This is a genomic window from Microbulbifer rhizosphaerae (genome assembly GCF_014191725.1).
Lineage (GTDB): Bacteria > Pseudomonadota > Gammaproteobacteria > Pseudomonadales > Cellvibrionaceae > Microbulbifer > Microbulbifer rhizosphaerae.
Genome location: NZ_JACHWZ010000011.1, coordinates 193375 through 205766, shown reverse-complemented (window position 1 = coordinate 205766; position 12392 = coordinate 193375). Strand labels below are relative to the sequence as shown.

Below are 12392 nucleotides of genomic sequence, written 5' to 3'. Positions count from 1 at the left end.
GACAGGCTGGATAGGAGGAGCCGGATGAGCGGAGACGTTCACGTCCGGTTCTGTGAGCGCCTCGGGGGGAGGGTCCCCGGGGCGACTCGACTCGTCTGCGCTTTCCAGTACAAGAAAGACGCAGACGCCTTCTACCGAGAGCTGCCGAAGAGACTGGCCAAGTTCCACCTGGCCATAGCGCCGGAGAAGACACGGATCTGTCGCTTCAGCCGCTTCCATGCTGGCCATCAGAGCGAATCGAGGATCAACTTCCTCGGCTTCGAACTCTGGTGGGGCTGGAACCGAAGCGGAATACCCCAAATCCAGCGACGCACGGCGCCGAAGAAACAACAGGCAGCCGAGCAACGCATAAGGGACTGGATCAAGAGAAATCGCAACCTCCCGGGCCACGCCTTCGTGGCTGGACTGAAACGGCGATTACAGGGACACTACAACTACTACGGCATAACAGGTAATCAAAAAGGGCTCTACCGCTTCTACCGAGAAGCCCTTGGACAAGTTTCAAATGGCTGAATCGACGGGGAGGAAAGCACCGCAGCTTTACCTGGCCGCAGTTCAAGCGGGCACTTACCCGCTTGTGTATCCCGAAGCCGTCCATCAGGCCATGGGCGAGGAAGCGATTGGTGTACGCATGAGGTGCCCGTCGCGAAAGCGAGTACAACCGAGGAACCGGATGCGGGAAAACCGCACGTCCGGGACTGTGTCGGGGGCCTTGGGTGACCGGGGTTCCTACGGCGAGAGGCGTCACTACCTATGAAGCCCAGTACGTTAGCTTTTCTATTTGTTCCTGGTCTAGCTGTGGGGAGTACAATCCCCCTGGATTCCGAGGTGGTTCAAGTCAGAAGGTGTGGTTTAGAGCAGAGAGACAGCAAAGGGCAGCTAATGCCTATTGCTGTTTCAAAACCTATTAAGTTGATTTGTGGGAACTGCACTATCGAATTTATCTTCAATATTCCACCCAAAGGTGGGCATCCAAAAGTCACTAAATTTGTATTCGTAGGATTACCGCCTGAGAAAGCAGAAAGTTTCAGGTCAGAATTTGTTAGTGGTTGGGCCTTTCCAGGATGCATAGAAAATGGTCAAGAACATGGTTTCAACAATGAGCGCTGGCGGTTTAGTGGCAAAGCTTAACAAGGCAATGAACTACGCGCGCAAAAAACGCACGCCGAACGGCTTACGCTATGCGCTTCGCGCATAAACAGCTCCAGTCACCGGTTATTGCAACGTTCAGGCTGTAGAAAAACTCTTAAAAACCGGCGTTTTTGCGAATGCTTGAAGAGGTTCGAGATTTGATTCATAGATGCTCTTCTTGCTCACTCGCTGAGGTATGGTTCGAAGAAGACGGCCCTGATGTCTATCTAAACCTGAATATGGTAGCGACAGAGGAAGATCTTGAGCGCGACCATTATCTTGAGTATGAGGGGCAGACAATCGAGACCGTTAAGGTTCAGGTGGCGTTCTGCCCTTATTGCGGTCAAAAGCTCACGAGGGGTAAGGAAGTCGTTGTGCCACAGTTTCAACATCATAACTTTGGTGGCAAGAAGTGAGCACTCATAACCAATCGCAGCACTTCGCAGCCTTCGGTTGCCGCCGGTGTGCGCGGCGTTAACTGACGATTCGCATGAATGTATTACGAACTATTTTCTACGAGTTCCCTTGCACAAAATATGTGAGGGAATTACCTTTCTATGTTGTAAGGCATTCAAGGTGAAGAGGTTGTACACCGCTAAACCGATGTCGATAACTTGGTGCGGGTTTGACCAGCGGTTTTCACCTATTGGCTATGCAATCCTGGAAAACAAAAAACAATTCGAAGCTAAATTAAGGAAGTTCTAAGATGGAAATTGATAAAGATAAAATCGATGAGACCATTCTGGCCCTATTGTATTTGACGCTTCACGATGGCTGTCGGTCCTGGAAGTCCTTCGACTGGTCTGCCTTGGGCAGGCTTTGCGAAAAAGGATTTATTTTCGATCCTGTCGGCAAGGCCAAGTCTGTAGTCCTTACTGACGAGGGCCTAAGCGATCCGAGCGCCTGTTTCATCAGCTCTTTGAAAAGAAACAGTAAGCACGGTATGCCGTTTGGCGCGGTTAGGGAATTATTTCTTTTCGGCCTCAAACAGGCCTACGCCTGCCTGTTCGGCGGCTTCCTGCTGGCGGTGATGATCCTGACCAAATACTGGTATCCGCTGGAATCCCTGCACCGCTACGACTTTATTTTTCTCGTTGCCGTCGGCTTCCAGTTGTTCCTGTTGGTGTTTCGCTTCGAAACGCCGCGCGAGGCGCTGGTGATCGTGGTCTTCCATCTGGTGGCTACGGTGATGGAGTTGTTCAAGACCGCCGATGCCATCGGTTCCTGGGTTTACCCGGAGCCCTTTGTGTTTGGCATCGGCAATGTGCCCCTGTTTACCGGCTTTATGTACAGTGCGGTGGGCAGCTATATTGCGCGGATCTGGCGCATCTTTGAGTTTCGCTACACGGGGTACCCGGCATATCACTGGGCGGTATTGCTGGTTGCGCTGATCTATATCAACTTCTTTGCCCACCACTTTGTCCCGGACTTGCGCTGGCTGTTGCTGGGCTGGACCGGGCTGCTGTTCTGGCGCACGCAGATTCACTTCCGGGTGGACCTGGCCTACCGGCAGATGCCGCTGCTGGTTGGGTGGCTGCTGGTGGCGGGGTTTATCTGGCTGGCGGAGAACATCGCGACCTTTGTGAATATCTGGATCTACCCGAGCCAGGCTGCTGCCTGGAATATGGTGCCTCTGGCCAAGCTATCCTCCTGGTATCTGCTGATGCTGCTGAGCTTCGTTTTGGTGTCGCTCGTGCATCGGGTTGAGGGATATACTGTGGGCAAGCCGAAGGAGACCGGTTCCGGGGATATGCCTTCCGCGACATGAATCAGGCGAGCCGCAGGTCCCCCTGACTGGCTCCGTACTTCGACCTTTTGTTGAAATCAGCTGGGATTAATCCATGACTGTCGCAACTATCGGGCTGGTCGGTGATTTCGATCCATCGGTGCCGGCCCATCAGGCTATCCCCCCGTCTCTTGAAATGGCCGTGTCCGCGCTGGGCACCGGCGTCGAATATGAGTGGGTGCCCACACCGGAAATCCGCTCCGCGGGGCGCCTGGCCGGTTACAGCGGAATCTGGTGTGTCCCGGCCACGCCCTATCAGGATATGGATGGGGCATTGCTGGCGATCCGCTGGGCGCGGGAGAACCAGGTTGCCTTTCTCGGCACCTGTGGCGGTTTCCAGCATGCGATCCTGGAGTACGCCCGCAATGTGCTGGGTTGGGAGGACGCGGATCACGCGGAGTCCAACCCGGAGGCGAAGAGGGCGGTGGTTTCACCGCTGGCCTGCGCGCTGGTGGAAACCACCGGGTTGGTACGCCTCGACCCAGACACGCTGATTTACCGGGCTTATGGCGTCAGTGAAATTTCAGAGGGCTATCGCTGCCGCTATGGGCTGAACCCCGAATTCAGGCGGGCGCTGCTCGGGGGCCCCATGCGTGGCTGCGCTTTCGATATGACCGATGAGATCCGCGCGATCGAACTGGACAGGCATCCGTTCTTTATCGCGACCCTGTTCCAGCCCGAGCGCTGGGCCTTGCAGGGGCAGCTTTCGCCGCTGGTTCGGGCGTTTGTTCAGGCCTGTGTGAAATAGAACCCCGCAACGCAGGCGGTCTGGTTAAACACTTTGCAGTTTTTACAGAGGTATTCCCATCCATGCAGGGAGCCGACCAGTTTATCGATCTTTTGAAAGAGTTGATCCGCAGCCCCAGTGTAGTGGGTGCGGAACATGCGTTTTTCCGGGTGTTGCAGCGCGCGCTGGAGGAGCGCGGGGCTAGGGTGACCTGGTATGAGGGGCTGCTGGTGGCGCAGGGGGACAGGCCGGATGCGGCCATGTTTTCGGCGCATATCGATCGCCACGGGCTGATTTGTACCGGGCCGAACGAGTTCCAGTACGCGGCCTTTGTCACCGGCAACCGCTCGGATCTGCTGGGCAATTCGGTGTCGGAAAAGCTGATGATGAAAATCGTCGATCGCTTCCAGTCGGTGCCGGTGATGGCCTACGAACCCTGGTCGGGTTCCTACCGCGGTACCGGGGTGATCAGGAACGCCTATGTATGCGAGTACCGCAACAACCTGATCTTTGAGGTGGACGGTCTGGAACACCTGGTGGCCGGGACGCCGGTGGCCTTTACCGACCGGTTGACCATGGCCAACGGCATTCTGAGTGCGCAACTGGACAATGTGCTCACCGCGACGCACCTGGTGCACCTCTACGCCCTGGGTTTCCAGGGCACTGCGTTCTTCACCGCACAGGAGGAGGCGGGCAGCAGCTGGCGGTACCTGCTGGAGTGGTTTCGCCGTTTCAATGACGGCACCGATCGTTTGATTGTGGTGGATACCAGCCCCTATCCGGATCGGGAAACCGCCGATCGCCAGCAGGTGGTGCTGCGCGGGCGCGATGCCAATGCGGAGTTTCATCCGCGAACCACCGCGATGGTGGAGAGCCTGTGCCGCTCAAACGGTATCAGCTACGGATTTAAGGATATCTATATCGACGAGCAGAACCGCGAGGCCGTCGCCTTGGGCAACGAGCCCCAGTCCCTGGGCAGTACGGAATTGGGGCGCATAGTTCTGGCATCCAACGGCTTTGTGCAGGGCACTACGCTGCAGATACCGACCACCGGTTATCACACCATGGAGGAGTCCTCCACCATGGCCGCCAACGAGGCTTTTAGCCGGCTGCTGACCCTGATTGCGGGGGAGGCGGGAGCGATCTGAGGTTTTGGCCGGGATCGCTGTCAGCAGCAGTCCCAGTTGTACCAGACCCTGCTGAAGTCCCGTTTTGCCAGGGCGTCCGGCTGGATAAATAAATTGCCCACGCCGCAGTCCCCCCACATGATATCCACGGTGTCATCGTAAGAGGTGTCCATCTGGAAGAGCAGCAGCCAGGCGTCCTGCGGCTGGCCGTAGCGAGGGTCGTCCTGGGTGAATGTGGCATAGCCGCCGACCCGGCTGCCGGCGGCGTCGTTGCGCTCCCAGAGAGCGTCCATTACCTGGTCCGGCATGGCTGTGAGATCGATACCTGTCTGTTCAAAGCGGTAATCGGTACTGCTGGGCAAGCCGGATTTCCGCTCCGCCTTGAGGGCGTACTCGGCCGACAACGGAAAATATTCGGCTTCGCCGGTATCCGGAACTTCGGTTTCCAGCGCACCCGGGTCTTCGAGAATTTCCTCGTGGTAGACGACCCGGAAATTGCCCGGGTTTTTTCTCAGTTCCGCCTGTTTCCCACCGCTGTCCGCAAAGCTCAGGCCCATCAGGTCGTCGTCGGTAGTAAAGAACTGCAGCAGGCCCCTTTCCGGGTAGCCGGGCAGGGCGGGCAGTTCGGAAAAATTGAGCTGGGCCAACAGGTACAGTTTGTGGCCGTTTTCCGCCTCGGGATAGGGCGCCGTCCTGGGCCAGTAGGCTTTGCCGCCGAATTTGCCGCTCCAGGGGGTTGGCGCGGGTGCGGCAACCGGCCGTAGGTTGATATAGTCCAGCCGGTGCGCTTCCAGTTGAGCATCAATGGAGTTCAGTATCTTTTCCACCTCGCTGTCCGCCAGTTCCGGTTCGGTATGGGAGGTTACCGCTGCCTGCAGGGAGCCGCGGGGCCGGGCTTCCCGCCGATGCTCACGAATCAGGATAACAGCGACAATAACCAGTACAGCAAAAGTGACGATGGCCGATGCGGACATGGGACCTGCTCCCCGATGAATTGAGCCGCCACTTTAACACGGCCGTAGCATCTGGTTGGCGGGGGGACACATCGGTACCACCTCGCCGATTTTTTCGGAAACAGGAGAAGGAATGTCGTGCTCCCTCGGGAGAGGGAGCTGGGAGGAGGGGTCAATCGCCCTCCGGCTTGTCCGAGAGTATTTTGCCGGAATTGGGGTCCACTTCCAGATCCCGCTTTTCGTTGCTCTTGTAGGCTGCCACTTCCCAGTGTCCGTTGTCGAGCGAGACATCGACAATGGGGGTATAACCCTGCTGTTCCAGTTTGGTGAGGACCGTCGACAGGGCCATGGCCCCGGGCGGGGGTTTTTCGTCGGCCAGGGCCGGCTGTTGCAGGACTGCACCAAAAATGAAAGCCAGCAACAGGTTTTTTGCCGGAATCATTGTGTGTTCCTCTGCTGTTTGGGAAACGCGGGCCGGCGGAACCGGCCCGGAGGGTTTGCGAGAATCAGGGAGTCTGGGGGGACTGAGAGGACTGGCTGAGCCGTTGCTGGATCATGGCACACCATTCGGGGGTGCCGCCCTCCGGGCCCTGGCCCTGGGTGCCGGTGCCTCCGGTGAGCCTGTCGACGGCGATAAACCATTCCTCACTACCTATTTCCGGCAGGCCGCTGGGGTAGAGCTGGGTGATGTTGCCATCGGGCATGGTCTGGACCTCCTGGTGGACCCAGGCAAACCATTCCGGCGTGCAGATCTGTGTGTCGGTGGTTGTTCCATCGTCCATGGTGGTGCCGTCGTCCATACCGTCCGTGGTGGTGTCCCCATTGGGAGTGACGGGCTCTTCCATCGTTCCCCCCGGTTCCATGGGCTGGGGGGTGTCGTCTCTATCGCGGTCACAGCCGGTTAGGCCGAAGATCAGAATCAATGCTAACAGGGGCAGGTGGCGGTACATACAACCTCCGCAAATTGCCGTTTCGCTCCTAAGCATAGGTTGAATTCCGTGACTTTGCCGGACATTTTGTTTGGACTTCTTAGCGGCCCAGCACTTCGACCATGGCGCCGGCCAGCCGGCCCAGATCCACCTCGGAAATCACGTAGGGCGGCATGGCGTACACCAGGCGGCCGAAGGGGCGCAGCCACACACCGCGTTCGATCAGCGCTTCCTGAACCTGCCTCATATCGACCGGCTGGTCCATCTCCACCACGCCGATGGCGCCGAGAGTGCGCACATCGGCCACGCCGGCAGCGTCCCGCAACGGCGCCAACTGCCTGTCCAGTTGGGTTTGGATGGCGGCCACCCGCTGTTGCCAGGGACCGCTCAACAACAGCTCAATACTGGCGTTGGCCACTGCGCAGGCGAGCGGGTTGCCCATAAATGTGGGGCCGTGCATAAACACTCCGGCCTCGCCGCGGCAAATGCCTTCCGCTACCCGATCGGTGCACAGGGTGGCGGCCAGGGTCATGGTGCCGCCGGTGAGGGCCTTGCCGAGAGTGAGAATGTCGGGGCTGATATCCGCGTGCTCACAGGCGAACAGCTTGCCGCTGCGGCCGAAACCGGTGGCGATCTCGTCGGCGATCAACAGCAGGTCGTACTGGTCGCACAGCTGGCGCACCCGCTGCAGATATTCCGGGGAATAGAAACGCATGCCGCCGGCGCCTTGAACCACCGGTTCGAGAATTACCGCGGCCAGTTGGTTGTGATTTTTCTCTATCAGCTGCCGGAGTTCGGCGATATCCTCGTCGCCGCAGGGTTCACTGAATTTCGGCTGCGGCGCCGGGGCGAAGAAATGCGGTGTCAACTGGCTGGCAAACAGGTGGTGCATGCCGGTGACCGGGTCGCAGGTGGCCATGGCGCCGAAGGTGTCGCCGTGGTAACCGTTGCGCAGCGCGAGTAACCGGTTTTTCCCGCTGCGGCCCTGGGACTGCCAGTACTGCAACGCCATCTTGATCGCCACTTCCACCGATACCGAACCGGAGTCGGCGAGGAAGACCCGCGTGAGCGTGTGGGGGGTAATTTCCACCAGCTTTTTGCACAGGGTGATCGCGGGTTCATGGGTGAGGCCGCCGAACATCACGTGCGACATTTTTTCCATCTGCTCGCTCAGGGCGCGGTTCAGTTCCGGCACCTTGTAGCCGTGCAGGGCGGACCACCAGGAGGACATGCCGTCGATCAGGCCGCGGCCGTCCTCCAGGTATATGCGTACGCCCTCGGCGCGTTCGATCGGGTAGACCGGCGGCGGATCGATCAGAGAGGAGTAGGGATGCCAGATATGGTTGCGGTCGAAGTCTAAATCCATAAACCTTTTTTCTTTCGAGGTCCGGGGAATTTTACTTTGTAGGAGCGGCCGTTGGCCGCGATCGGCCTTGCTACGTAGTATATGCTGATCGCGGCCAACGGCCGCTCCTACAGGGTCAGTTGTTTTTAGGCCAACTCACGTAAAACTTTCAGCGGCGGCTCGCTCACCGAGCTGCGGCACGCCAGGGTGCCGGCGGTGCCCACCAGCAGCGCGCCCACCAGCGGGCCCAGCAGCCACAGCATCGGGTGGGCGACAAACGGCAGGTCGAACACTCTTTGCGACAGCACCGCCAGGGTCGCCTCGGTGCCGGCGGCGGCGAGCAGGCCGGCGGCAACGCCCAGCAGGCCGAATTCCAGCATCAGGCTATGCAGCAGCAGGCGGCGGCGGCCGCCCAGTGTGCGGATAATCGCCGCCTCCTGCAAACGCTCGGCGATGCTGGCGCGCACGCCGGCTACCAGTACCAGTACCCCGGCCACCAGCATCAGCACCATCACTGACTCGATGGCCAGGGAGACCTGGTCGATGGTATCGCGGATGCGCTGGATGATCTTGTCCAGCTCGATCACGCTGACGCTGGGGAAATTGCGCACCAGGTCGTTGACCAGCAGTTTCTGCTCCGGCGGTAAATAGAAGCTGGTGATATAGGTCGCGGGAAAGTCCTCCAGGGCGCCGGGGGCGAACAGCATATAGAAATTGGGCCGCATGCTGTTCCAGTCCAGGGAGCGGAAGCTGGCCACCGGAGCCTCGATTTCCAGGCCGCCGATGGAAAAGCGCAGCCGATCGCCTAGGGCCAGGCCCAGGCGCGCGGCAAGTTCCACTTCCACGCTGACCCCTTGCTCGCTTTCCTCTTGGGAGACGCCCTCGTCCGACTCGTCCCACCACTCGCCCTCAAGGATGCGGTTGTCCGGCGCCAGGGTGTCGGTCCAGCTCAGGTTGAGTTCCCGGCGCAGGGCGTTGTCCTGCTCCCTGCGGTCCTTGGTCGGTTCGCCGTTGATGGCGGTCAGGCGTCCGCGCACCATCGGGTAGAACTCGGTGCTGGTGACCTGGTTGTCCGCGAGCATGGCCTGCAGGCCGTCTACCTCTGTGGGGGCGATATTAATCAGGAAGTGGTTGGGCGCCTTCTCGGGCAACTGCATGCGCCACTCGTCGATCAGTGCGGTGCGCGCGAACACCAGGGCGAGCATGGCCAGCAGGCCGGTGCCGAAGGCGGCGATCAGCAGGGTGTTGAAGGCCGCGCGTCTCTGCAGGCTGCCGAGTGCGATGCGCCAGCTGCCGCCGAGGGTCGCCAGCCTGCCGCGTATCAGCAACTGGTTGGCCAGTGCGCTGCCGCCCACCAGCAGTGCCATGCCGGCGAACAGGGCCGCGGTGATCGCCAGGCTGCCGGACAGCCACCAGATCAGCAGCAGCATGCTGGTGGGGCCGAGTATCAAGCCCAGCCATTCGCGCCTGTCTGGGTTGCTCCAGTCCCGCCGCAGCGTCTGCATGGGGTCGGTGCGCGCGAGGCGGAACAGCGGTGGCAGGGCGAAGCCCAGGGCGCAGGCGAAACCGGTGGCCAGGCCGACGATCAATGGCGACCAATGACTGGGTGGCGGCTCCGCTGGGAAGAAGTCCGCCATCAGCGACACCGCCTGGGACTGTACCAGGCTGCCGATCAGCAGGCCCAGCAGGGTGGCGATCAGGGCCAGCGCCGCCAACTGCCCCACGTAGATTCCCAGCACTTTGCCGCGGCCGGCGCCCAGGCTTTTCATCACCGCCACATAGGCGGTGTGGCGCAGGCTGTAGCGGCGCGCGGCCAGGCCCACGGCGACGCTGGCGAGCAGCACCGCGAGGCTGCCGGCCAGGTACAGGAAGCGCTCCGCCCGGTCCAGTGCCGAGGCCACCCGCGGCTGGCCCTCGCGCAGGTCGATCACCCGCTGGTGCTCGGTCAGCAGTGGCTCCAGCCAGGTAAAGTACTGCTCCAGAGCCTGATCGTCGCCGGCAAACAGGTAGCGGTAGCGCGCCCGGCTACCCGACTGCAGGATATCGGCGGCGGGCAGGTCGTCCAGGTTCATTAGCAGCCGCGCGCCCATGGAGAAGAGGTTGTCGCTGCGGTCCGGCTCGTGGTCCAGCAAGCCACTGACCGTCAGTTGGGTGTCTCCCAGTTGCAGGCTATCGCCGATTTCCAGCTTCAGCAGCGGCAGCAGTCGCGGTTCCAGCCAGACTTCTCCGGGGGGCGGCCCGCCCTGTACCACACGGCTGGGGTCGCCCTCGAGGGCCCGCATTTCCAGGTGGCCCACCAGCGGGTAGCCGTCGCTTACCGCCTTGACCGCGGCGAACTGGAACTCGTCGCCGGCGGCGAGCATGGAGGCGAACTGCACCGTTTCCGCCTGCTGCAACCCGAACTCGCGCGCCTTGTTCAACCAGGCGCTGTCCACCGGCTGGCTGCTGTTCACCAGCCGCTCGGCGGCGAGGAAGGTCTGGGACTGAATATGCATGGCGCGGGTCAGACGGTCGGTGAAGTGCGCGATGGCGGTCACGCAGCTCACCGCCAGCACCAGGGCGGTGGCGATCAGCGCCAGTTCGCCACCGCGCCAGTCTCTCGCCAGCAGCCGGAGCGCCAACAGGGAGTGTTTGAGCGCGGGCATCAGATGGACACCTCCGACAGACTGCCGCTATCGGCTTCCCCGGCCTTTATCTCGCCGGCGGCCATACGCAGGTGCGCGCCACAGCGCTCCGCCAGGCGCTGCTCGTGGGTGACCAGCACCAGGGTGGTGTTGGATTCGGCATTGAGTTTGAATAGCAGTTCGATAACCTTCTCGCCGTTGCCGGCGTCCAGGCTGCCGGTGGGCTCGTCGGCGAAGAGTATGCCGTCGTCGCCGGAGAAGCTGGCGAATGCACGGGCGATGGCCACGCGCTGCTGCTCGCCGCCGGAAAGTTGCCGCGGGTAGTGGTGCAGTCGGTGCTCCAGGCCCACGCGGGCGAGGAATTCCCCGGCGCGTTTGGCGGCGCTGCGTTCGCCGCGCAGTTCGCTGGGCAGCATGACGTTTTCCCGCGCGGTGAGTCCCGGCAGCAATTGAAAGGTCTGAAATACGAAGCCCACGCAGCGGGAGCGCAGGGCGGCGCGCTGCTCTTCGTCCATCGCGGTGATTTCCTCGCCGGCGAGCCAGATGCGGCCTTCGCTGGGCCGGTCGAGCCCGGCCAGCAGGCCCAGCAGGGTGGATTTGCCGGAGCCGGAGGCGCCGGTGATCGCCAGGGATTCGCCGCGGGCGAGTTGCAGGGAAATATTATTTAATAGGGTCAGCGGACCCTCGCCGGTGGCTACATGATGGTGCAGGCTTTCAGCCCTGAGCATTGCGGATAACGCCGTGAGCTTGGTGGACGCAGCCGTGAGCTTGGTGGACGCAGCCGTGAGCTTGGTGGACATAGAGCTTCCTTGGATATACGCGTAAGGCAGTGGAGAGTATGACATGAGGACAGATTTTTTCCGGGGACTGATAAGGGCTTTTGTCCCGCTATTGTTGCTGTCGGTCCCGTTGGCGCAGGCGCGCGGTGCCGATACGCTGCTGGTGCTGGGGGACAGCATCAGTGCCGCCTACGGCCTCGATGAGAGCCAGGGCTGGGTGCAGCTGTTGCGCGATCGGCTGAGGGATGGAGACAACCCGGTCGAGGTGGTGAACGCGAGTATCAGTGGGGAGACTTCCTCCGGTGGATTGGCGCGGCTGCCGCGGCTGCTGCAGGAACACGAGCCGCGTTGGTTGATAGTGGAGCTGGGCGGTAACGACGGCCTGCGCGGTTATTCGCCCCGCGCGCTGCAGCAGAATCTCCAGAGGATGGTGCGTCTGGCGAGGGAGGCCGACGCCGAGGTGTTGATCCTGGGCATGCGCATGCCGCCCAACTACGGCCGGGCCTATACCGAGGCCTTTGCCGCGGTTTACCCCCAAGTGGCGGAAGCGGAATCGGTGCCATTGATACCTTTCTTCCTGGAGCCGGTGGCCCTGCAGGAAGGGGCCATGCAGGCGGACGGTATTCATCCCACTGCGATGGCCCAGGCGGCCCTGCTGGATCATGTCTGGCCCTGCGTGCAGGCGCTGCTGGGCGAATCGCCGGTGGACGCGTGCAGCCCCTGATCGAAATGCGTACAATCGCGGCCCCGGCCTTTAGGTAGCTTAGGGGCGGCCCTGCTACCGGTGGCTGTTTGCGGGACACGCTGTGAATACGTCCCTGTACGCTCTCCGCGGCCATCCATGGCCGCAGAAGGTCCCGCAAACAGCCACCGGCATCAGGGCCTTCGCTTTGGAGTTCGGTATTCTTATCCGGGTCCCGGGTCCCGGGTCCCGACCCAGGATATGAAATCGAAGCCCGGCCTCCCGGCAAACTGTATTAAGAGAATCAAG

General features: G+C 61.0%; 12 protein-coding genes and 1 pseudogene. 7 read left to right on the top strand and 6 right to left on the bottom strand.

Going from position 1 to position 12392, the window contains the following annotated elements; all coding sequences use genetic code 11:
• The 6 genes and pseudogenes from FHS09_RS13165 to FHS09_RS13140 all read left to right on the top strand — a co-directional run.
• Positions 1-513, top strand: a pseudogene (locus FHS09_RS13165) (hypothetical protein); the annotation flags it as partial.
• Between the two features lie 315 nt (positions 514-828).
• Positions 829-1131: a hypothetical protein gene (locus FHS09_RS13160; RefSeq protein WP_183460613.1), complete on the top strand. Its 303-nt coding sequence runs from the start codon at positions 829-831 to the stop codon at positions 1129-1131.
• A gap of 137 nt (positions 1132-1268) precedes the next feature.
• Complete coding sequence (locus FHS09_RS13155) at positions 1269-1547, top strand: hypothetical protein (RefSeq protein WP_183460611.1); 279 nt, start codon at positions 1269-1271, stop codon at positions 1545-1547.
• Positions 1548-1837: 290 nt separating this feature from the next.
• Positions 1838-2899: a DUF6429 family protein gene (locus FHS09_RS13150; protein WP_221191993.1), complete on the top strand. Its 1062-nt coding sequence runs from the start codon at positions 1838-1840 to the stop codon at positions 2897-2899.
• A gap of 73 nt (positions 2900-2972) precedes the next feature.
• Positions 2973-3665 (top strand): CTP synthase C-terminal region-related (seleno)protein, encoded by a 693-nt coding sequence (locus tag FHS09_RS13145; protein ID WP_183460609.1) that lies wholly within the window; start codon positions 2973-2975, stop codon positions 3663-3665.
• Between the two features lie 62 nt (positions 3666-3727).
• Positions 3728-4792 carry a peptidase M42 gene (locus FHS09_RS13140; RefSeq protein ID WP_183460607.1) on the top strand — a complete coding sequence of 355 codons (1065 nt, stop codon included), beginning with the start codon at positions 3728-3730 and terminating at the stop codon, positions 4790-4792.
• 20 nt (positions 4793-4812) lie between these two features.
• On the opposite strand, the gene FHS09_RS13135 is transcribed toward FHS09_RS13140, so the two are convergent.
• The 6 genes from FHS09_RS13135 to FHS09_RS13110 all read right to left on the bottom strand — a co-directional run bounded on the left by FHS09_RS13135 (position 4813) and on the right by FHS09_RS13110 (position 11350).
• A complete protein-coding gene (locus FHS09_RS13135; protein ID WP_183460605.1) occupies positions 4813-5745 on the bottom strand; it encodes a YwqG family protein in 933 nt (310 codons plus the stop codon).
• Between the two features lie 151 nt (positions 5746-5896).
• A complete protein-coding gene (locus tag FHS09_RS13130; protein WP_183460603.1) occupies positions 5897-6166 on the bottom strand; it encodes a PepSY domain-containing protein in 270 nt (89 codons plus the stop codon).
• Positions 6167-6230: 64 nt separating this feature from the next.
• Positions 6231-6674: a hypothetical protein gene (locus FHS09_RS13125; protein WP_183460601.1), complete on the bottom strand. Its 444-nt coding sequence runs from the start codon at positions 6672-6674 to the stop codon at positions 6231-6233.
• A gap of 79 nt (positions 6675-6753) precedes the next feature.
• Positions 6754-8019 carry an adenosylmethionine--8-amino-7-oxononanoate transaminase gene (bioA, locus tag FHS09_RS13120; protein ID WP_183460599.1) on the bottom strand — a complete coding sequence of 422 codons (1266 nt, stop codon included), beginning with the start codon at positions 8017-8019 and terminating at the stop codon, positions 6754-6756.
• Positions 8020-8144: 125 nt separating this feature from the next.
• The gene (locus FHS09_RS13115) at positions 8145-10643 is read right to left on the bottom strand and encodes an ABC transporter permease (protein ID WP_246394985.1); all 2499 of its coding nucleotides are present in this window, start codon (positions 10641-10643) and stop codon (positions 8145-8147) included.
• Positions 10643-11350 carry an ABC transporter ATP-binding protein gene (locus FHS09_RS13110; RefSeq protein WP_183460642.1) on the bottom strand — a complete coding sequence of 236 codons (708 nt, stop codon included), beginning with the start codon at positions 11348-11350 and terminating at the stop codon, positions 10643-10645. Before FHS09_RS13110 ends, FHS09_RS13115 begins: the two co-directional genes overlap by 1 nt.
• Positions 11351-11465: 115 nt before the next feature.
• Here FHS09_RS13110 and FHS09_RS13105 point away from each other — a divergent pair, with 115 nt between their 5' ends.
• Positions 11466-12125, top strand: a complete 660-nt coding sequence (locus FHS09_RS13105) for an arylesterase (RefSeq protein ID WP_183460597.1) — start codon at positions 11466-11468, stop codon at positions 12123-12125.
• Positions 12126-12392: the final 267 nt, after the last annotated feature.